13 protein-coding genes are annotated in these 19813 nt (G+C 71.0%); 5 read left to right on the top strand and 8 right to left on the bottom strand.

The window, feature by feature from the left end; translation table 11 throughout:
- Window positions 1-52: 52 nt before the first annotated feature.
- The gene (locus tag K8640_RS36300) at window positions 53-931 is read right to left on the bottom strand and encodes an alpha-ketoglutarate-dependent dioxygenase AlkB (protein ID WP_223751280.1); all 879 of its coding nucleotides are present in this window, start codon (window positions 929-931) and stop codon (window positions 53-55) included.
- A gap of 98 nt (window positions 932-1029) precedes the next feature.
- On the opposite strand from K8640_RS36300, the gene K8640_RS36295 reads away from it, so the two are divergent.
- Genes K8640_RS36295 through K8640_RS36285 form a run of 3 tightly spaced genes read left to right on the top strand, consistent with a single transcriptional unit; the run spans window position 1030 to window position 4075 of the window.
- Window positions 1030-1515 carry an RNA polymerase sigma factor gene (locus K8640_RS36295; RefSeq protein WP_141328153.1) on the top strand — a complete coding sequence of 162 codons (486 nt, stop codon included), beginning with the start codon at window positions 1030-1032 and terminating at the stop codon, window positions 1513-1515.
- Window positions 1512-2261, top strand: coding sequence for a DUF4384 domain-containing protein (locus K8640_RS36290; protein ID WP_223751279.1), 750 nt, complete (start codon window positions 1512-1514; stop codon window positions 2259-2261). Before K8640_RS36295 ends, K8640_RS36290 begins: the two co-directional genes overlap by 4 nt.
- The gene (locus K8640_RS36285; protein ID WP_223751319.1) at window positions 2261-4075 is read left to right on the top strand and encodes a caspase family protein; all 1815 of its coding nucleotides are present in this window, start codon (window positions 2261-2263) and stop codon (window positions 4073-4075) included. The genes K8640_RS36290 and K8640_RS36285 overlap by 1 nt, the downstream gene beginning before the upstream one ends.
- A gap of 88 nt (window positions 4076-4163) precedes the next feature.
- Here the strand turns inward: K8640_RS36285 and K8640_RS36280 are convergent, their stop codons facing one another.
- From K8640_RS36280 to K8640_RS36260, 5 genes are all read right to left on the bottom strand, one after another.
- The gene (locus K8640_RS36280; RefSeq protein WP_223751278.1) at window positions 4164-5738 is read right to left on the bottom strand and encodes a penicillin-insensitive murein endopeptidase; all 1575 of its coding nucleotides are present in this window, start codon (window positions 5736-5738) and stop codon (window positions 4164-4166) included.
- A gap of 267 nt (window positions 5739-6005) precedes the next feature.
- Window positions 6006-6731, bottom strand: coding sequence for a purine-nucleoside phosphorylase (deoD, locus tag K8640_RS36275; RefSeq protein WP_141328160.1), 726 nt, complete (start codon window positions 6729-6731; stop codon window positions 6006-6008).
- A 22-nt stretch (window positions 6732-6753) separates the two neighbouring features.
- Window positions 6754-10680: a hypothetical protein gene (locus K8640_RS36270; RefSeq protein ID WP_223751277.1), complete on the bottom strand. Its 3927-nt coding sequence runs from the start codon at window positions 10678-10680 to the stop codon at window positions 6754-6756.
- A 35-nt stretch (window positions 10681-10715) separates the two neighbouring features.
- The gene (locus tag K8640_RS36265; protein WP_046712560.1) at window positions 10716-11117 is read right to left on the bottom strand and encodes a TonB family protein; all 402 of its coding nucleotides are present in this window, start codon (window positions 11115-11117) and stop codon (window positions 10716-10718) included.
- 316 nt (window positions 11118-11433) lie between these two features.
- Window positions 11434-12345, bottom strand: coding sequence for a hypothetical protein (locus K8640_RS36260; RefSeq protein ID WP_223751276.1), 912 nt, complete (start codon window positions 12343-12345; stop codon window positions 11434-11436).
- 253 nt (window positions 12346-12598) lie between these two features.
- Here K8640_RS36260 and K8640_RS36255 point away from each other — a divergent pair, with 253 nt between their 5' ends.
- Entirely contained in the window at window positions 12599-13270 is a 672-nt protein-coding gene (locus tag K8640_RS36255; RefSeq protein WP_223751275.1) for an abortive infection system antitoxin AbiGi family protein, read from the top strand.
- Between the two features lie 6 nt (window positions 13271-13276).
- On the opposite strand, the gene K8640_RS36250 is transcribed toward K8640_RS36255, so the two are convergent.
- Window positions 13277-14578, bottom strand: coding sequence for a hypothetical protein (locus K8640_RS36250; protein ID WP_223751274.1), 1302 nt, complete (start codon window positions 14576-14578; stop codon window positions 13277-13279).
- Window positions 14579-14580: 2 nt separating this feature from the next.
- The gene (locus K8640_RS36245) at window positions 14581-17340 is read right to left on the bottom strand and encodes a TonB-dependent receptor domain-containing protein (protein WP_223751273.1); all 2760 of its coding nucleotides are present in this window, start codon (window positions 17338-17340) and stop codon (window positions 14581-14583) included.
- 371 nt (window positions 17341-17711) lie between these two features.
- On the opposite strand from K8640_RS36245, the gene K8640_RS36240 reads away from it, so the two are divergent.
- Window positions 17712-19691: a hypothetical protein gene (locus K8640_RS36240; protein WP_223751272.1), complete on the top strand. Its 1980-nt coding sequence runs from the start codon at window positions 17712-17714 to the stop codon at window positions 19689-19691.
- Window positions 19692-19813: the final 122 nt, after the last annotated feature.

Here is a 19813-nt window from a genome sequence, read left to right as displayed (position 1 = left end):
CTGCGTGGCGCTCGCCCTGCCGCGCACGCGCGGCTTCGACGGCGCACGGCCTTCAGGGCGTGGCGGTCTGCTCCCGCGCCAGCTCCGCGCGGAAGAACGCGCTGCCCTCGGCCAGGGTGCGCATGTAGCCGCGCACGTCCTCGCGCGCCTCGGGCGACAGCTTGAAGAACGGCGTCACGTGCTCGTCGGGCACGTAGCGGAACGTCAGGTTGATGCGGCGCGTGCGGAAGTCCGGCAGCTTCGGCGCCAGGTCATGCCCCGCGCGCGTGTCCACCCGCTGCACCCGGTGGAACGTCTCCTCCTTCCACCGCGTCCCGCCGAACAGCTCCAGCGCCCCGTCGTCCAGCCACTGCTCCAGCACCACCGCGTCCCGCTCACCGGGCCGAGAGGACGTCACGAACTGGATGAGCGCCCGCTCGCCGAAGGACAGCGACGCCACCGGGCCGGGCTCGAAGTCCTTGTGCTCGCCCACCCGCGCCGTGTCCACCCAGCGGTCCTCCTCCAGCCGGTTGCCGTAGAAGTTCACCAGACACGTATTGAGGTGCCAGCCCTTGGGCATGTCCGGCCCCCGGAACATGCGCCGCGCCAGCTCCTCGATCTTGGTCACCTGCCGCTGGAGCACCTCCGGGAACGGCTCCGCCTTCACGCACCGGTTCCAGACGCCCTTGGGCGGCCGGTAGTAGTCCAGGCACGCGAACTGCCAGTTGCCCAGCCAGTACACCGGTCGGAGCAGGCGCCGCTGCTGCTGCCCCGGCGGCGGCGGGAAGTGCTTCGAGAAGCGCTCCTCCCACAGCGGGTGCAGCCCTCCCAGCCAGGTCAGGATGGCCTCCTTGTCCAGGGCGGACAGGAAGCTCGCGTTGTAGTGGTGGCCGGGTGTGCGCTGGCGGGCCTTGTGCGCCAGCGAGGGGCCTCGACGGGGGGGGAGGGCCATGGGCGACCCCGTGGTACCACACCGGCCGCGTCCGGAGGGGCCCTTGCGCAATCCGCCCACCCCCGGTGTTGGTAGGGAGGCCGGATCGCGAAACCACCATGTCCGAAGACCGTCTCCACACGCTGTACCGCACCTACGGGCCCTCCCTGTACGCCCGCTGTCGCCAGATCCTGGGCGATGACGCCGCCGCGGCCGATGCGGCGCAGGAGACCTTCCTCCGGCTGCACCGCCAGTTGGACCGCGCCCCGGATGCCCAGCACGCCCTCGCGTGGATCTACCGCGTGGCCACCAACTACTGCCTCAACCAGGCCCGAGACAGGCGCCGCCGCGCGGTGCCCGTGGAGGAGCTGCCCGACGTGCCCGGCGTCGACAGCGAGCGCCTGCTGGAAGACCGGGACCTCGCCCGCCGCCTCATCACCACCGCGCCCCCCAAGGTGGCCGAGGTCGCCTGGCTCCACCTCGCCGACGGGATGACGCAGGAAGAGGTGGCCCAGCTCCTCGGAATCTCCCGTCGCACCGTCGTCAACCGGCTCGCAGACTTCCACCGGCACGCCCACGCGCTCGCCGGGAGGCCCCCCTCATGAACGCCCCCCCTCACGTCTCCAGCCTCAAGCTGGAGGCCCTCGCGATGGACGCGCTTCCCCCTCCGGAGCGCGCCACCACGCAGGCCCACCTGGACACCTGTCTCACCTGTCGCGCCCGCTCCGAGGAGCTCGCCTCCCACCGCCGGCACTTCACCGCCCACGTGCTCCCCCGCGCCCAGCTCCCCTCCCCGCGCGGGATGCCCTGGAGCAACTGGCGCTGGTGGGCTCCCGCGCTCGCGCTGGCCTCGGCGGTGGTGCTGCTGTTCGCGCTGGTCGCGGTGCCCTCACCCCAGGAGCCCGAGCTCGCGGTGAAGGGCGGCGCGATGCTCCAGCTCTTCGCCCACCGGGGCGAGCGGACGTGGAAGGTGGAGGAAGGCGAGGCCCTGGCCCCAGGGGACCAGGTGCGCTTCGTCGTGGAGGGGCTGGGCCTGCCCTACGTGCTGGTGGTGTCGGTGGATGGCGCCGGACAGGTGAACACCTACTACCCCTTCGGTGGACATGAGAGCGTGCAGTTGCCGTCGCGGGGGTTGCCGGTGGAGATTCCGGGGAGCGTGGTGCTCGACAACGCCCCGGGACCCGAGCGACTGTTCGCGCTGTTCTCCCGCCAGCCCTTGTCGTTCGAGTCGGTCGCGCCGGCGCTGCGCGAGCTCTCCACCGGAGGCGCGGAAGTCATCCGGGACCGCAGGCGGTTGCCGGTCGCCGCGGGAGCACAAGCCACCTTCCTCTTCGAGAAGACCCAGCCGTGATGACCTCTCTGCGCTGCCTCGTCGTCGCCGCGGTGCTGTGCGCGTCCCTGCCCGTCGAGGCGGGTACCCGACGCATCGCCGTGTTGGTGGGCCACAACGTGGGCAGCGGGGAGCGGCCGCCCCTGCGCTACGCGGAGGCCGACGCCACGAAGCTCGCGGGCGTGCTGTCGGAGCTGGGGGACGTGGCGCCCTCGGACCTCATCATCCTGAAGGGTCAGGGGCTGGCGCCGGTGCGGTACGCGCTGGACGAGGCGGCTCGCAAGGTCGAGGCCCTGCGCCGTCAGCCGGACACGCGCGTGGTGCTGTTGTTCTATTTCTCCGGACACTCGGACGGCGTGGCGCTGGAGCTGGGCACGGAGCGACTGCTGTACTCGGAGCTGCGGCGCTGGCTGGACGCGACGCGCGCGGACGTGCGCCTGGCCATCGTCGACAGCTGCCGCAGCGGCGCCCTGCTGCGCTTCAAGGGAGGCCGCCCGGGTCCCTCATTCGAGCTGCGGCTGACGGATGAGGTGCACAGCACCGGGCACGCGCTGCTGACGTCCAGCGCGGAGGACGAGCTGGCGCTGGAGTCGCGGGAGGTGGGCGGCTCGCTCTTCACGCACCATCTGGTGTCGGGGCTGCGCGGCGCGGCGGACTCGTCCGGAGACGGGCTGGTGACGTTGGCGGAGGCGTATCAATACGCGTATGCGCACACCGTCTCGTCCACCGCGGACGTGCTGACGGGCGCGCAGCATCCGGCGTACGACTACCGGCTGACGGGCAAGGGGGAGCTGGTGCTCACGCAGCTTCCGAGCCCGGGCACGGCGTTGGAGCTGCCGTCGGACTTCGAGCGCGCGCTGCTGTTGAAGCCGGGGCGAGGACAGGTGCTCGCGGAGCTGGGGCCGGGCGCGGTGCCTCGGCTCGCCGTGCCTCCGGGCGAGTACGAGCTGCGAGCGTGGCGAGCGGGACGACAGCACGTGGGCGCGGTGAACGCCGCGGCCGGACAGGTCAGCAAGGTGCGCTGGGACGACCTGAAGCTGGCGCCGCCATCGCCCACCCTCGCCGGCCTCAAGGGGAGCCATCCGGTGCCCATCTCGCGCAAGGTGGTCATCGCGTCACCGGAGGAGTGGCAGTGGCTGGAGCCGACGCCGGAGGAGACACAGGCCCCACCCGAGGAGGCACCGCCACCGGAGCCGGACCCGACCCAGGAGCCGAGGCCCTGGGGCTCGGTGGAGCAACGTGTCGCCGCCGCCGCGCTGACCGAGAATCAGAACGCCCCCGAGCCCCTCGTGGCCCGCTCTCCCGAGCCGGTCACCGAGGGGCGCACGCTTGATTCGGCCCGCGCGTCTGCGCCGCTGGAGATCTCGCCGTATGTGCCCGCGACGCCCGGGGACCGGGAGCTGACATTGACGGCGGGGATGCGCCACACGGTGGTGGACCCCGCGGGCGCGCTGCTGGCGTTCCGCGCGGAGCTGTCCAAGGCGCTCCAGGGACTGACGTTCGCGCTGGAGGTGGGCCAGGGGCCGCACGAGGAGAACCGTGAGTTCACCACGGGCCTGACGGTGGGCTATGCGCTCAAGAAGCGCTACCGCTACACGGAGCTGGCGCTGGGCGTCGAGGCGGGGTTGCAGGTGGTGGTGCAGACGGGGGACGGAGACTCGGGCTGGACGATGGGCCCGTCGGCCGCGCCCGTCGCGTCGTTCGCGCTGTACGTGGTGCCGCAGATGGCCGTGACGGTGGGCGGGCGCCTGCCGGTGGTCGTCGTCCGGCTGGATGAGCGGACCCAGTGGAAGCTCATCCCCGCCGCGGACGTGGGACTGCGGATTCCGTTCTAGCGGAGACTGTCGGTCGCGAGTTGGCGACTCGAGCAGGGCTCACGTGGGGCCACCGCACTGGCCCCACGTCGAGGCACCTCGAACCGGCTCAGCGTCCGTGCGTGATTCCCACGGACGCGCCTTCGGACGGCTCGCGCGCGGACGCGGGCATCACCGTCGGCTTCGGCGCTGCCGCGCCCGCGGGGGCCACCACGGCCCGAGCCGGCTCGACCGAGGCCGCGTTCATCGGCGTGACACCGGCCTGCACGGCGGCGGCGCTGTTCACGGACTCGGCACCCGCCTGCACCGCGGCGTTCACCGGCGTGCCCGCCACAGGGCCCGCGGCGGCGTTCACCGGCGTGCCCGCCACCTGCACGGTGGCATTGCTCACGGACGCGGCACCGGCCTGCACGGCGGCGGCATTGCTCACGGACGCGGCACCGGCCTGCACGGCGGCAGCGTTCATCGACTCGGCGCCCACCGCGGCGGGCTGCGCGGACGCGGTGGACTTCGCCACCTGCGTGCCCGGCGCCGGAGCCAGCACGGGCTTCGCGCAATCCGTCACGGCCTTCGCCTCGGTCGCCGCCACCGCGCCCACCGACGCGACCAGCGGGGCCTTCGGCTCGGGAGGCAGCATGCGCGGCGGCAACACGAAGGGCGGCGGCACGGGGCAGTGCGTGCACGGCCCTCGCAGCGGCACCGCCAGGCGCTGACCGGCGCGCAGGAAGCTGCCCTTCATCCGGTTCGCCTTGCGAATCAGCGCCACCGACGAGTTGTACCGAAGCGCGATGCCACCCAGCGTGTCACCCGAGCGGATCCGGTGCGTCGTCACGTTGTGCTCGGGCTGCAGCGACAGCAACGGCTGCACCCGGCGCCCCAGCTCCTGCGCCTTCGGGTTGTGGAAGCGCAGGTGGAAATGGTCCCGGTGCCGACGCGCGTGCCGGATGATGCCCGCCGGGTGGAACAACGAATCCAGCCACGCCTTGTCCTCGCCCGCCGACAGCGCGTAGTCGTACAGGACCTTCTGCACGCGCTTGTCCACGAGGATGAGCTGGATGTCCGTCTTCGTCACCACCGCGCGGATGAACGCCCAGTTGAGCGGCACGTTGATGTACTTCTCGCGCTCGCGCTCACGGATGGGGTCCACCGTCGGGTAGTAGAAGCCGACGTCCACGTCGCGGCCGTTCTGGTGGCTCTTGTGGGGGCGCTTGTAGCCACCCTCCTTGTTGCTGATGCCGTTGACGCGGATGGGCGGCGCCTCCGGGAAGCGCGAGCGCACCTCCCGAATCGCGGTGATGAGGTAGTCGATGCTCTCCTGCGTGCCCCACGCGATCTCGGGCTGCACCACGAGCCAGTCGGCGCCCTCCCCCTTCGGGAACTGCACCGAGTTCACCAGCCGGCCACTGTGCGCGAAGCCCACCGCCATGGAGCCCAGCGACGCGATGTCGTCCTTCCAGCGCCGCGCCAGCTCCTCGTCGGAGATGTCCGCCGTGTACAGCGGCCCCGTGGGCACCTCGCCGCCCACCACCGGCGTCTCACCCTCGCCGTCGTCGCCCTCCCCCTCGCCGGCCTCCGCCGTCTCGTCCTCGCCCTCCAGGTCCTCCTCGGACAAGGAGCAGCCCTCGGCCGGAGCCTCCGCGGCGACAGGCACGGCGGCTGTCTCGACGGCGACCGGCGACGGCACGACCGCCGGCGGCGCCTCCTGACTCCCCTGCGTCAGTCCTTCTGAACGCACGGAGGCCAGGGCGGACTCGCCGCCAGAGTGGGGAACCACGCGCCCGGCACAGCCGGCGCAGACCAGAAGGAGCCAAAGGGGGTAACGCACCGGGGCGAAGGATTGCCCGAGATTCGTTCGAGCACAAAGCCCCTCCCCGGATTTTTTGGCGCCCTCCCGGCCCAGAGGGCCACCTGGAGTGGCCCCCACCACACTTGCCGAGCAGGAAGGGAGGCGTCAGGGGGCCGGCGGCGGGACCTTGAGCGCGACGTCAAGCGCCAGTTCGATCATCTCGTCGAACGTCGTCTGCCGGTCCTGGGGCGACAGGTGCTCCCCGGTCTGCAGGTGGTCCGACACCGTCAGCAGGCCCAGCGCGCGCGCACCGAACTCGGCCGCCACGCCGTACAGGCCCGCGACCTCCATCTCGATGGCGAGCACACCCATGCGCACCAGCGCGGCGTTGAGCTGCTCCTGGGGGTGGTAGAACAGGTCGGAGGTGAAGACGGAGCCCGCACGCACCGGCTTGTTGCGACGCTCGGCCGCCTCCACGGCCCAGCGGGCGAGCTCGAAGTCCGCCACGGCCGCGAAGTCATGGTCCAACAGCCGCATCCGGTTCACCTTGGAGTCGGTGCCCGCGCCGGTGGCCACGATGACGTCGCGCAGCTTCACGTCCGGACGCAGCGCGCCGCAGCTGCCCACGCGGATGAGCGTGCGGGCGCCGTACACCTTGATGAGCTCCGTGGCGTAGATGGAGATGGAGGGCACCCCCATGCCGTGCCCCATCACCGACAGGCGACGGCCCTGATAGGTGCCCGTGAAGCCGAACATGTTGCGCACGGAGGTGACGCCCCGGGCGTCCTCCAGGAAGCGCTCGGAGATGTAGCGAGCCCGGAGGGGGTCACCGGGCATCAGCACCACGTCGGCGAAGTCGCCGGGTGCGGCGGAGATATGAGGAGTTGCCATGGGCGCGCACCATAGCCCGGGATTACCAACTTGAGCTGCCGAAACCCGAGCCGCTCCCCGAAGAGCCGCCTCCGTAGGAAGAGCTGGAGAAGCCGGAGCCGCTGCTCGACGAGGAGGACGACGAGGACGAGGACCACGACGAAGAGGACGAGGAGGACGAGGACCACGACGATGCGCGGGAGCGCTCCTCCTCGCGGCGGCGCTCCTCCTCCGCCTCCACGATGGCGTCGGACGCGGCGCGGGAGGCCCTGCCCGCGGACTGCTCGGCCTCGACGTACAGGCCCCGGTCCAGCGAGCGCCGGGCCTCGTCGAGGTAGGAGCCTCCGGGCCGCCCCCGCCACGAGCTCGCCTGGAGCACCAGTTCGGCGGCGCCCGAGATGGCGTTGGCGGCCTGCTCGGCGGAGCGCAGCTCTCCGCGCAGGTCCGCCGTCCTGCGGGCCGCGTCGGCGGCGATGCGTCCGGCCAGCGTGTCGACCGCCGCCCAGTCGTTGTGGGGCTTGCCGAACTCCGCCTGGGCCTTGGACAGGTCCTTGCCCAGGGACAGGAGGGCATTGACCGCCACCACCGTCGCCCGGCTGTCGGCGATGCCGTCGTTGGCGGCCTGGCGGATCCACACGTCCGCCGAGGACACGGCCCGCTCCGCCGACGCCAGGCTGTCCTGGGCCTGCGCGTGCTGGGCCCTGTCCCGGGCGACGGACTGGCGCACCTGCTCCAATGACAGACACGCGGCGGCGAGCTTCTCTCCGGCGGCGAACGGGTCCGCGGGCCGCGCCTCCGTGGTCTGCACGGCCGCCTGGAGGAGCCCCTGGGCCGCGTCCCGAGCCTTCACGGTGGACCGCTTCACCCGGGCGTCGGAGACATCGGCGGTGCAGGCCGCGAGCAGGCCCCGGGCGGCCAGCAGGACGCCCGCGTTGTGCTCCTCCGCGGCCTGGAGTCGTCGCGCCTTCTCATCGACCTCCAGCAGACGGGCATGGCTGAGCGCGTGGAGGCGCTCCACCTGGCCCAGCAGGTCCGCGGAGGCGAGCAGCCGCGCCTCGGCGAAGGCCAGCTCCGCGGCCTTGAGCTTGCTCGCGGCGTCGAGGCGGTGCCGGACGACCTCCGTCAGGTTGTCCTGGACGGTGCCGTTGGCCTCGGGGTGCACGGGGTCCTCGGGGCGAAGGCGCAGCGCGGTGGGCCGGTAGCGCTTCAGCAGCGACTCGAGCAGCACGGTGCCCTCCGCCACCCGCGTCTCCAGTCGCCGGGCCTCTTCGCGACAGGCGTCCCGTCGGGAGGCGAAGGTCTTCCGGGCCTCGCGACTGCTCGCGATGATGGCGCGCACCTCGTCCACGCGGGCGAGCACGGCGTCCAGCGCCTCGCGCGCCGTCTCCAGCCGGCCCTCGGCGAGCGCCTCGCGCCCCGTGGCCAGCAGGTTCGTGCCGACCGAGTGCCGGTCCGTCGGGTTCGACTCCGGCTCGTTCAAGAGCGCCGACGCGGGCTTGTCCAGCTCACGCCCCAGCGCCTCGCGCGCCGACGCCGTCTCCTTCTGCGCGCGGCCGAGCTCGTCCTGTGCGCGCGCCGCGAGCGTCACCAGCTCGGAGGTCTCCGCCGCCTGGCCGGCCAGGGCCGTGAAGGACCGCGCCAGCACCGCGACCGAGTCCCCCGCGGGAGCCTGGAGCAGCGCCTGCGCCACCTCCTCCGTCGCCTCGCCCCGAGCCGCGAGCGCATCCTCCAGCCACCGACGCGACAGGCCCGCCTTCACCAGCGCCGCCCCCGCGCGCTCCACCGCGGGAGCCACCTGCCCCACGGCCGCCTCCATCACCGCCACGAGCGCCTCGGCGTCCTCCAGACGCCGTCCGCCCTCCGTCAGCGGTCCCTCCACCGCGGCCATCGGGTCCTTGGCCAGCAGCGGGCGCGCGGCCGCGACGAGCGTCTCCAGCGACGGCGCCACGAGCGCGACCACCTGCTTCACCCGGAGCACCTCCGCCCCGGGCGTCAGCGAGCGCAGCCGGGCGCAGAACGTCTCCAGCGCGTTCACCGCGTCCAGCGCGACCTGGGGGACACTCTCGAGGGCCTCCACGAGCCGCAGCCCCCGCTCCGCGTGGGAGTTGAACGCCTCCAGCAGGTCCAGGAACGAGAGCGAGAACGGCTGATAGCTCTTCACGTCTCCGATGAGTCGCTGGGCGTGCGAGCGCGGCCCGCGCAGGACGCCTTCCACGCCTTCATCCGGGTGGAAGACGATGGGCGCGTCGCGCAGCAGCTCGGTGACCTTCTCGTAGCGCGAGGTGCCCAGGTGCGCGCCCAGCCCGTGCAACGGGCCCGAGCCCGCGAGCAGGTCCTCGGCCCGGTGCAGCACCCGCGCGGCGGCCGTCACCAGCAGGAAGAGCTCGTCCACATTGGACGCGAGCTGCTGTCCCCGCTCGCGCGTGAGCCCCTCGAAGCGCCGCGCGATGTCGTCGCGGGACTTGCCCGCCACCAGGTGCGTGCGCTCCAGCAGGTCGAACAGCGCCTGGGTCTTCTCGTCGACGACGGTGCGGAAGCGCTCGTGTTGTTCGATGGCCGTGCGTCGGCTCGCGTTGCGACGACGGCGCGCCAGCACGCCCGCGAGCAGCAGCCCCGCGCCACCCGCCGTGGCCCCCGTGTCCCGCATCCGCCGGGCCTTCCGCGCCTTCTGGGTCTCCCGCTCCGCCCGCCGGAGCGCCTCTTCGCTCTCGTCCATCGCGTGGCGATGCAGCTGCGAGCGGGACTCGAACGTCTCGCGGGCCTTCTTCTGCGCGGCCCTCGCCCTCGTGAGCGCGTCCTGGACGGCCTCCGCGGTCGGCAGCGCCTCGAGGGCCTTGAGCGCCTCGTCGATCTCCACGAGCCGGCGCTCGTCCTTCTCGGCGGACGTCAGGGCCTCGGCGACCTTCACGCGAGCGGACTCGGCGGCGACGAGCGCGTCGCGATGGGACGGCGACATGTCGCGGACCGCGGCGTTGGCATTCTCCACCGCCGTGTCCAGCGCCTCCAGCTGCGGCTTCGCGAAGCCCGCGTAGCGGTGCCCGGGCAGGCTCTCCAGCGCGGCCTCCAGGACCTTCAATCGGTCGCTCGCGAGCCGATGGGACTCCATCGCCGCGCGCAGCCCCTCCAGGTCCGCGCGCAGCCCGTCATACAGGGACGTCGCCCTGGCGAGGTCCGCCTTCTCCGGCGGCGTGAGCAGCGCGAGCGCCTGGAGGAGCGTCTTGCCCGCGGCCTGGAGGTCGACGGCTGCCGCGGACAATCCCGGCGGTATCGCCGACCTGAAGACCGAGGCGCGACGCTCCTCGAGCCCGGGGAGCTCCTTCTGGAGCGCCACGAGACTCGCCCTCAGCGCCTCGATGCGACGGGTCCGCTCAAGCTCCTCCCTGTCCAGGGCGGCGCGCAGTTGGGTCTCGATGGAGTCGACGGTGTTCTTCACCGCGTCGATGAGGCGGCCGCCGTTGCGCATGGCCTCGACGGCGCGGGCGTCCAGCGAGCCTGCCCAGCGGTCCTCGCCCAGCCGGCGTTGGTCCTTGGTCTCCGAGGCGAAGTACGACAAGCGGCGCTCCGCCAGGGAGATCAACAGCACGGTGCCATCGGGCTCCCTCGTCCGGGGGTTCTTCAGCGCGCCGAAGCCCGTCCGGTTCGACAGGCCCTTGCCCAGCGCGTGCAGCGCGGCGTCGATGTCGCGGAAGGTCGTCCCCTCGGCGTCGACGTAGCGCTCCCCTTCCGCGTCCGACATCAACACCACGGTCCAGCGCGGCGCTTCCTCCGTGAGCCACGCCTCCAGGTCCTCGAGCTGGTCGTCGGTGACGCCGACGTCGCCCTTCACGTAGAGGTGCTGGGACTCCTTCCAGACGCCGATGACGCTGGTCGCGCTCGTGACGCGTCGAGGCGCACGGGCCGCCTCGACAGGCGGCGCGGCCAACAGGAACAGGACGACCACGAGGGCGAAGCGCGGCAACCCGAGGGTCATCGATGGCTCCGAAGCGATGCGACGTGGCTGGATGTTCAAGGAGAGGCGGTCCACTCGACGTGGAAGTGGGCATCCAACGTCGGCAGGACATAGTCCGCCGGCAGCGGCGCGAAAGGCGCGGCCTTCTGAACGGCCGACAGCGCGGCGGCGTCCCAGGCCTTGGAGCCAGACTCCACGCCCACGACCGCCGAGACGAGCTTGCCGTCCCGTCCAATCACCGCCTGGACCACCGCCTTGCGCCCCACGGCGGGCACGCTCTTGCGTCCTGGCTGCTTCCACTTGCCGGCGACCTGCGCATAGACCTTCTGCTGGTAGGCGACGTTCGTGAGGTCGGGCTGGAAGAAGGCCTGCAACCGGGGACCCGCGGCGGCGAGCGCCAAGGGCGCGACGACCAGCGTGAACAGGGCCACCAGAGACAGCGAGCGGGAGCGGAGCATGGCCGACCATCGTAGTCGCCACCGAGCGTCGCCGCACAAGGGGCTTCCTCCGGGCCTCCGCGACTCACCCGGGCGCCCCCTTCGGATGACACGTGGGAGCATTCCCATCGGCGCCGCACCCGGTCATCGACGGAGGTGCCAAGCCGAGACTGCCTCGCGAAGCAAGCGCCGCGCCTCATCCAGCCATCAACGTGGGCGCCGGAGCTGGCCTCTCCGCCGAGGAGCCGAAGCCCATCCGCCCCCTCGACGTAGCCACCGGGTCTACCTCGCGGCGGCGGACACATCCCTCGCGCGACGCGGGCACGAAGCCCGTGCGTCAACGCCAGCGCTTCAGGGTGAGCGCGGTGAGCATGAGCGCGCCGCCCGTTCCCGCCACGACGGCGAACGGCCGACGCAGGTGCTCCGACAACGCGGAGAGCACGCCCAGCGTCACGTCCCGGCTCGCCGCCCGTAACGAGGAGCCCGAGTGCTCGTCCCGCGCCGCCCTGCCCTGCCGCCGCAGCTCCTCCGACGCGCCTCTCACGGTCGCCACCGCAGTGCGCTCGGCCATCGCCGCCACGGCTCCGCCCAGGTCCGTCCCCTCTCGTCGTGCCTTCAGCTCCAGCGCCAACTGCTCCACCACGGAGTGGACGAACCTCCGGCCCGCTCGCTCCAGCACCTCGTCGAGCCGCTCGGACCGCGCCTCCAGCGCGTGGCTCAACCCTTCGATGAGCCCCTGACCCGCGCGTGACGCCAGGTGCGCGGCCATGGGGGCCACCATCTCCATGTCATGCTCCAGCTCCTTCACCGCGCCCCGCACCGCCCCCGTCGCCATCGTCCGGGCCCGGGCGCCAGGCTTGCGCAGCTCCCTGCGGCGCAGCGCCTCGGTCTCCGCCGTGCGCTCGAGCCACCCGTTCATCCGCTCCACCAGCTCGCGCGACATCAGGTCCACGCCTGGCATCGAGCGCCGCAGCTCCTCCACCGCGCTCCGGACCGCGCTCTCCGCGAGCGTGTGCGTCCAGGCACCTGGCGCATGCTCGTTCGCCTCGTGCACCGTGCGAGCCAGCAGGAGCACCGTGTCCTGGATGAGCTCCTTCAGGGTGCCGTCGAGCGCCGGCAGCTCTTCCTGCAGCCCCTCGGTGGCGCCGCTCACCGCGCCGCTCGCCAGCCCGTGGGCGGCCAGCCGCTCCAGCGACAACGCGAGACGCCGCACCCGCTCCACTGGCGACAACCATCCTCCGTTGCGCATCGCTCGCTCTCCCGCTGACCGCTCCGTCGGCCACGTGCCTGGGAACGATTGCGATGCACGCCGCTGCCCGACACCCCGAGCAGGCGACGAGGGCGGCGCACGGAGGTCCCCACCCATCGCGCATCGCCGGCAGGAGGGCAGACAGGCATCTGGGAGGCATCTGCACTCGGGTTGCGCGCCCCACCCCGCTCCGGAACAGTACCGCGGGGGTAGGACGATGCTGGGCTATCAGGCGAATGCACAATGGCGGGACATGTCTGACTTCGTGGTGCACTTCACGAAGCCGGGCGCGCCATTCCATGACGCCTACCAGAACATGATGAACATCCTGGGCACGCGCACGCTCATCCCCGGAGCCCAGGGCTTCGGGCTCGCGCGCAAGGAGCCCCAGGTCGCGGAGCGTCACCGCGCGGTGTGCTTCAGCGAAATCCCCCTGGACCAGCTCGCCCGGCTCGTCCAGCGCCGCAGCCTGTACGGCATCGGCTTCCGCAAGAGCTTCATCCTCTCCCAGGGCGGAGGACCCGTCTGGTACGTCCAGTACGCGTCGCCCGCGCACCTGTCCCTCAAGCACCAGGTGGACCAGGCCCTGGCGGCGCCGGAATCCAGGGCGCATCCCCTGTGGTCCATGACGCCCTTCGTGGACATCCAGGGTGACTCCCACAACGCGCCCTACAACTACCGCTTCGACTGGGAGCGAGAGTGGCGCGTCCCGGGCCTGTTGCGCTTCACCGAGTACGACGTGGCGGTGCTCTTCCTCCCGGAGGAGCTGCACGCGACGGCGCGCGGCTTCTTCGAGTGGGCCGTGCGCGAGAAGGCGGGCCCGGGCTACTTCTGCCCGTGCCTGGACCCGCTGTGGAACGCGCCGCGAATCGCCGAGGCGCTGGAGAAGCACGCGGAGGACTCCGCGCGCCTGCGTGCTGGCTAGGCCCGGCTACTCGAACACGGACAGCTCGCCCAGGGCCTGTATCTCTCCGGAGACCTGCGCCTCACCCGCGTGGTCGAAGCCCGCCGGTCGCAGCCGGACGTAGCGCACCGGTCCCACCGGCTCCAGCGGGCCCTCCAGGAAGTGCGGTCCCTGGGACCAGGAGAACCGCCCGTCGAAGGGGCTGTCCCACTGCGTCTGCTCGTTGTAGGCGCGCGGCCCCCTGCGGTTCAGGGGCGGCGGGACATAGTCCTTCGCGAAGTTGCGCAGCACGCCCATCCGCGTCCACTGCTCGGCGTCCAGGCTCCCCTCCACCACGAAGCCCAGGAAGTTGCCTTCCGCGCCGCGCACCACCGCGTGACGCAGGCTCCGAGGCTCCTCGAGCGTGAGCGTCAAGGCATCCACCGGCTTGAGGCCCAGCGCGACGCGCTCCAGCCTCCCGTCCGTCCAGGGACAGGCGCCCCTCGAAGGAGCGGGCTGGCACGTCGCGCCGCGGCTCACGGGCCGGAGCCCCGCGGGCGGCAGCGGAAGCTCCTCCGTCCGCCAGTCCACCCGGAAGACCAGCGGGCTGTGCTTGCCTCCCAGCGGGTAGAACATGAACTCGCCCAGGGAGTGGGCCCGCAGCATGACGGCGGGCTGGGCGAAGTCCTCCAGCACGAAGCGATTGGCGACCCACCCGGACGACGCCGCCCACACCCGGAACAGGGGCTGGCCGCCATCGACGATGAAGAGCGCGGGCTCCGGTGTGGTGGGCAGGTTCGGGATGACGTTTTGATTCTCGTCCGACGTCATGGCGTACTCGCCGGTGAGCGGCGGCACCGGCACCGGAGGAAGCGCGCCGAAGCTCACGACGGAGCCCTCCGCGCCCGACGAGACGGCGAGCTGTGAATCCCAGATGCGCAGCGTGGGCAGCTCCACGTCGTCATGGAAGATGAAGGACGCGAAGACACCCGCGCCCGTCTCGTCCCGCCACTGCGCCCGGAAGCGGAAGGGCTGGTGCAGGTCCGGGTCCGGCGAGTTGGCCGACTGCACGTCGCCGTAGCGCATCTCCAGGAAGAAGTCGCCGTAGCCGTCGGTGACGCCTTCTCCGTAGTGGATGAACTCCGGCATGACGTACTCCACGTTCGCCTCGCCACGCGGCTCGTGGTGGGCCGTCCTCGCATAGGGCACCACGCCGTCGGTGACGGACGAGCCGTCGCGCCGCTCCAATCGGCCGTAAACGAAGATGAGGTCATCCTGGAAGCGATCACACCCCGGCGCGAGCAGCAGCAGCACGGCGGACAACCCCAGACTCGGAAGAGATGGGCGCATCTTCAGTAGCTCCCCTTCAGGCCGAACATCGGCAGGATGACGGGCAACCCCATCGCGTTGCGTTGCAGCTTGCCGGCCTTCCGTTTGTATTCGTAGGCGAACACCTCCTGCTGCAGCGAGAGGTTGAGGATGTCCAGGTACGCCTCGACGTTGAACTCCTCGTAGGCCCAGGCCTTGGCGACGCGGAAGTCCACGCGGAAGAACGCGGGCAGTCGCTCCACGCGGTCGGCGTCCTGACGCACCCACAGCCGATAACCATCGTGCGTGCGCGACTCGCGCTGGGTGACGGAGGAGACCTCGCCGGACTCGGGCCTGCCCGTGTTGAAGTGCAGCACCGAGCCCACCGTCCAGTTGTCGCCGAACTTGTAGCTGACGGCGGCGTTGAAGACGTGGGCCTGCTCGAAGGCGAAGGGCAGCTCTCCCTCCGCGACCTCCCGGATGCTGTTGTCATCGTTGTAGCGCGCGAAGCGGCGGTGGCGCTTGCTCTGCAGGAAGCTGTACGTCACCCAGCCGAACCAGTCGCGGCCCAGCGGGTGGCGGACCATCAGGTCCAACCCATACGCGTACCCACGCGCCTTCGGGTCCGCGTACGGCTGGCCCCGGCGCTTGCGGTTCTCGAGGACGTCCATCACCTCGAACTCCACCGTGCGGAACAGCGGGTTGAAGTAGACGTCCCCCGACAGCTCCAGCCCCGAGCCGAGCTTCCACTCCGCGCCCACGTCGAACTGGGCGCCCTCCTGGACGCCGTGGTTCAGGCCCGACACGTCCATGGCCGGCAGGTGGAGCAGCACGGTGGGCGGCTGGTGGTAGAGCCCGGCGCCGCCCTTGAGGGTGAGCGAGGACGTCAGCGTGTGGCGCACCGCCAGGCGCGGCTCGATGACGAAGTGCTGGATGCCGGGGACCAGGTGATAGCCATCCACGCGCAGGCCGGGTGACACCAGCCACTTCTCCGCGGGACGCCACGTCGCGCCGGCGAACACGCCCGTGAAGGTGGCGAGCGCGGAGGGCTGCTTGAGCGGATGGGCATCATCCTGGGGACGCCAGCCCGGGGGTCTTGCGGAGCCGGTGATGCCGGTGGCCACGCGGCGGTGCTCCACGTCCGCGCCCACGTGGACCGCAAGGGATGTGGACAGCTCGCGCTTCCAGCCGGTGCGCGCGGAGAACGTGAGCTGGTCCAGGCCGTAGCGGCCGGCGAGGACCTCCTCCGGCCCCCGCTCCTCGCGGAGGATGATGCGCCGGTAGCCGAGCAGGGCCACCTCGTCGAGGCCCACCGTGAAGCCGAGCTCCGCCTCGCCGCCCGCGAGGGGATGGGTGCCGCGCAGGTCCACGCGATGGAAGCGCGAGACGATGGTGGCGCCCATGCTGTCCTCGTAGCCGGCGGTGGCCTCGCCCGCGTCGTCGGAGCTGCCCAGCGCGAGCAGGCGCAGCCGTCCGGCGCCGACCTTCTGTTCGATGCGGGCCTGGTAGTCCCAGAAGGCCGCGTGGATGGGGTTGTCCTCCTCGTCGTTGAAGATGGCGTAGGCCAGGGGGATGAGCAGCCCGGTGTAGCTGTAGCGGCCCGACACGGTGAGGGAGGTGCCGGTGCTGTCGAAGGGGACCTCGACGAAGCCGCCCGCGTTGAGGAGGTCCGCGTACGCGGCGAAGTGCGGACGGTCCTCGCGCGGCTTGCTCAGCCGGCCCTCCACCGCGCCCCCCAGGAGCCGTCCGTACTGGACGGGCGGTGTGCCGGGATGGAAGTCGATGGTGTCGATGAACTCGGGGTGCACCACCGCGGGGCCGAGCAGCAGGTGGTACAGCATGGGCACGCGCACGCCGTCGATGTAGTAGCCGGTGGCGGCGGGCTGACCGCCTCGCACCACGGGATAGCCCAGGCCGGAGGCGACGCTGGCCACGCCCGGCATGAGCATGATGACCTTGAACGGGTCGCCTTGCGTGCCGGGCACCTCGCGCAGTTCCTGCTCCTGCAAGGTGATGCGGGAGACCTCGGTGCGCGGGCGCGTGTCACGCACCACCGTCTCGTACGGGCTCACGCGGGCGGGCTGGAGGCGGTAGATGACGTCGAGCGTCTGGCCCGACGTGAGGGACTCCTCGAAGGTACCGAGCTGATGGCCGGGGGCGCGCACGCGGAGCGAGTGGGTGCCCGGGGGCAGCTCGAGTTCGAAGCGGCCTTCCAGGTCCGTGATGGCGACGGGCTCCTCGCCGTCCGCGAGGAACAGGGCGGCGTCCACGAGCGGCTCGCGGGTGCCTCGGGCGCGGACCTCGCCGCGCAGGCGGGACTGGGTGAAGCGCAGCGGAGCTGGAGGCTCGAAGTGGTAGGCGTACGGCAGACGCACCGACACGGCGCGGTCGCCGAGGGTGGCCGGGGTGAAGCGCAGACCTCTCGCGGCCTGGATGGCGGCCTCGTTGAGCTGGGGGTGCGTGGCGGGCTTCTCCACGGTGACCTCGGCCACGGCGCCCTGCTCGTCGATGCGCAGGAGCAGGCCGACGTCGCTGGGGGCACCTTGCAGCCCTTCGGGCCAGGAGACGGGGGACTCGGTCAGCAGACGAGGCGTCAGCAGGGAGACGGCGCCGCCATCCGGAGTCAGGCCCAGGCGCGTGGCGTCCTCCGCGGCGATGGTGGTCCCCGCGTCCGTGGCCTGGACATCGATTTCGACGGCGCGGGCCTCGCCACCGGCGGTGGGGAGCGCTTGAGCCCAGGAGGCCAGCGGCACCCAGAGGATGCAGAGCAACAGGGCGAGGGAGGGACGGGGGGAGTCCTTCATGGGAGGGATACGAGGGCAGCCCCCTGTCCTGGCTGGAAGATTTCCACGCCGCGGCACATTCATGCCTCGGTGAAACTGTCCACCTCGTACCGGTGTCGGAATCGGGGGCCGGCCCACGGCGCAATCATCTCCAGGCGCTCCTGAAAGCGCCTTGACATGCAATTCCGCGATTTCTCAACCACCACTCCAATCCCTTCCTGTATGGTTTTGGCAGTGGGCCGGACACAACCGTTGTCGGAGAGGTGAAGCCTCTCCTCGGAGACAGCCCCTTGTCCCCATCATCACGAAGCGTCTTGCCGTGGCTCGGCGCCTTGTTCCTTGCTGCTTGTGGAAGCGATTCCGTCGAGCCGATCTCGAGCCCCCCAGACCCGGTGTCCACCCAGCACTCCCGTCTGTATGAGGATGACCATGGGGATGCGCCGAGCGAAGCCACCCCGGTCCTCCCGCATACCCTCATCACAGGCACCCTGGACTTCCGCGCCGACGAGGATGTCTTCTCCTTCACCGCCCAGGCGCAGCGCTACTACCGGTTCGACTGCGTCGTCGATTCACCCGCCACGGGTTGGGTCTTCTACTACTACAATGCACAGCAGGTGCCCAGCGGCACCGCCGTGGTCTTCGACCCTCCAGGACATGGGTTGTATTTCAAGGCCAGGGCCACGGAGACCGCCTATGTCAGCATTCGCTCTCCCATGCCCGAAATCGTCGGTCCCTACTCCTGCCAGATCACCGAACTGGGGATGGATGACCATGCGGATACCGCGACCTCGGCCTCTGCCTGGGCTCCTGGAAACGTGGCCACGGGGACCATCGAGTACGGTATCGACACCGACGTCTTCTCCCTTCCCTTGCAACGCGGAGCCTTCTACCGGGTGCGCTGCGAGTCGGCGGTGCCCAACGAGTGCCAGGTGAGGGTCACCAGTCCGGTGGGGACCATCACCCCGCCGGGCATGCCCACCCAGACCGCGTCCTTCAATGCCATCCATTCGGGGACGTACCTCGTGGAGGTCACCATGAACTGGACGAGCACCCCGGTGCTCCAGACTGCCTACACACTCCACCTGGACCTGCTGGAGACCGATGACCATGCGGACACGCTGGAGCACGCCACGGCGCTGACGCCCTCTTCTACCTCCTTCACGGGAAAGCTGTCGGGGGCCTTGGACCAGGATGTCTTCACCTTCACCGCGACGCAGGGGCGCGTGTACCGCTTCGCCTGCGACGTGCTCCAGGGCAGGACATCGGGACCTTCGCTGCTGCTGCGAAACGCCGGGGGCACCATCGTCGACGGCTCCAGCTCCAGCCAGAACCGGGGCACCACGGTCTCCGTCGAGACGCCCGTGACGGGCGCCTACTTCGTCGAGCTCTCCCATGGCAGCTACGATGGCCCCTATTCCTGCGCCCTCGAGGACCTGGGGTTCGATGACCATGGGGACTCGGCGATGGCGGCGACCCCGGTGTCTCTCCCCACGGTGCTCACGGGCCACCTGGAGACGCGCGCGGACGTGGATGCCTTCGCCTTCGAGGTCCAGGCGGGTCGCATCTACCACTTCGAGCGGACAAGCAGCACGGCCAGCTCCATCCTCCTCCAGCTCAGGAATGCCCAGGGGCAGCTCGTCCAGACCGGAGGCTACGGGGCGCTGATCTACGAGGCCCCCGAGAGCGCGGTGTACACGTTCGAGGTACGACTCGACAGTTCCACTCGCGAACCCGGAACGTTCGTCATCCAGGCCGTCGACAGGGGACCGGATGACCATGGCAACACGCCCGCCTCCGCGACCCTCCTGGTCCCCGGACAGCCGGCCTCCGGCTGGCGGCATCGCAGCGAGGACAAGGATGTCTTCGTCTTCCAGGCCCAGGAGCAGACGCTCTACCAGCTGTACTGCACCGGGTGCGAAGTCACCTTGGAGTCCCCCACGGGGTGGGTGCGCCGTCTCCACCTCGCCAATCCCGCTCGCATCTTCATCGACCCTCTCTCCACGGGCCCCATCTACGTCACCGTCAATCAGGGCTTCACCTACGAAGTCCTCCTGGAGATTGTCGGCGTCGATGACCATGGGGATGACGTGGGACATGCCACGCCCATCACCTATCCGCTGCGGCTGATGGGCATGCTGGAGTCACTCCACGACGTGGATGTCTTCGCGGTCGCGCTCCCCGCGGGTCAGCCACGTCGGACGAATTCACCGGGCTCCCCGCAGGCCATCCAGGTCCTGGACCCCACGGGCCAGCCAGTTCCCGTCGACTTCAGCGGTGGCTTCACGCCCCAGGTCTCGGGCGTCCATCACCTCTTGATGAGGCTGGATGGCGGTCCTCACCTGGCCGTCCCCTATCAGTTGATCCTCGACTGACAAGCGGCCACTTCGACCTTCATCGAACCACCCCGGCCCGACGCACACCGGGCCGGAGATGAGGCCCCCCGTCCACCGGATGACACCTGTCCGTGGCAGGGGGCCTGTCAGCGCTCCTCCGG

The sequence above is a fragment of the Myxococcus sp. XM-1-1-1 genome (genome assembly GCF_020037095.1).
In the GTDB taxonomy this organism is placed as follows: domain Bacteria; phylum Myxococcota; class Myxococcia; order Myxococcales; family Myxococcaceae; genus Myxococcus; species Myxococcus fulvus.
Note: the sequence above shows the minus strand (reverse complement) of the source record. Positions and strands in the feature narration are given on the sequence as shown.

Coding starts and splice junctions, on each gene's coding strand:
- K8640_RS36300 (WP_223751280.1), bottom strand. CDS start 931: ATGGCCCTCCCCCCCCGTCGAGGCCCCTCGCTGGCGCACAAGGCCCGC.
- K8640_RS36295 (WP_141328153.1), top strand. CDS start 1,030: ATGTCCGAAGACCGTCTCCACACGCTGTACCGCACCTACGGGCCCTCC.
- K8640_RS36290 (WP_223751279.1), top strand. CDS start 1,512: ATGAACGCCCCCCCTCACGTCTCCAGCCTCAAGCTGGAGGCCCTCGCG.
- K8640_RS36285 (WP_223751319.1), top strand. CDS start 2,261: ATGACCTCTCTGCGCTGCCTCGTCGTCGCCGCGGTGCTGTGCGCGTCC.
- deoD (WP_141328160.1), bottom strand. CDS start 6,731: ATGGCAACTCCTCATATCTCCGCCGCACCCGGCGACTTCGCCGACGTG.
- K8640_RS36270 (WP_223751277.1), bottom strand. CDS start 10,680: ATGACCCTCGGGTTGCCGCGCTTCGCCCTCGTGGTCGTCCTGTTCCTG.
- K8640_RS36265 (WP_046712560.1), bottom strand. CDS start 11,117: ATGCTCCGCTCCCGCTCGCTGTCTCTGGTGGCCCTGTTCACGCTGGTC.
- K8640_RS36260 (WP_223751276.1), bottom strand. CDS start 12,345: ATGCGCAACGGAGGATGGTTGTCGCCAGTGGAGCGGGTGCGGCGTCTC.
- K8640_RS36255 (WP_223751275.1), top strand. CDS start 12,599: ATGTCTGACTTCGTGGTGCACTTCACGAAGCCGGGCGCGCCATTCCAT.
- K8640_RS36250 (WP_223751274.1), bottom strand. CDS start 14,578: ATGCGCCCATCTCTTCCGAGTCTGGGGTTGTCCGCCGTGCTGCTGCTG.
- K8640_RS36245 (WP_223751273.1), bottom strand. CDS start 17,340: ATGAAGGACTCCCCCCGTCCCTCCCTCGCCCTGTTGCTCTGCATCCTC.